2 protein-coding genes are annotated in these 672 nt (G+C 73.7%); both read left to right on the plus strand.

What is annotated here, in order from left to right; all coding sequences use genetic code 11:
* A partial coding sequence (gene sctP, locus ACEN88_RS33550) for a type III secretion system protein SctP (protein WP_413346663.1) occupies nt 1–324 on the plus strand: 324 nt, incomplete at its 5' end.
* Between the two features lie 8 nt (nt 325–332).
* Nucleotides 333–672 (plus strand): hypothetical protein (locus ACEN88_RS33555; RefSeq protein ID WP_413346665.1); only part of this gene is annotated, 340 nt, incomplete at its 3' end.

Consider the following 672-nt stretch of genomic DNA (forward strand, 5'->3'; position numbering starts at 1 on the left):
GTCGCCCACTGCGCCCGCGCCGCGCAGGCCGACCTGGTGGCCGATCGGCTGGCCGAACGCATCGCCCGTTTTTGCACCGGCCCCGCGCTCGAACACGCCGGCGGGCGCTGGGAGGTCGTGGTCGAACTCGATCCGGCCATCCTGCCTGGCACCCGCCTGCACCTGGTGCTTTCGGACGGCACGCTATCGCTTCGCTTCGACACCCGCGACACCGGGGCCCGCCAGCTAATCTGTGACAACGGCGCCGCATTGCGCAGCCGTCTGGAAGCGCGCCTCGGCGCGCATATCGCGGTCCATGTCACCGTCCACCTGGAAGTGATCTGAGGAAGCCCATGCAAACCACAACGGCAACGACCCCGCTGGCGGACAGCCTGCGCCGCTACACGCCGGCGCTGGCCAGCCTGGCACGCGCCCTGTACGACGCCCGCGGCGCGCTGCATGGCACCGTGCGGGCCGTGCCCGAGCGACCGCCGCGTGCCGGCAAGACCGCGCAGTTGACCGTCGCTTGCGACCAGGGCGAGCTGCACGTCCACGTCGACGCCGGCGCCGCCTTCGAGGCGATCGCCCTCGAACCGGAGGCGGCGTGCCGCGCCGCCGTGGCCAGCCTGTACCTGGCCGGCCCGCTGGCGGCGCTGGCGCGCCATGGCGCCACGCGGCCGGCGGTACGGGACG

Origin of the sequence: Massilia sp. CT11-108, assembly GCF_047302915.1 — a bacterium.
GTDB classification, from domain to species: Bacteria; Pseudomonadota; Gammaproteobacteria; order Burkholderiales; family Burkholderiaceae_D; genus Telluria; species Telluria orientalis.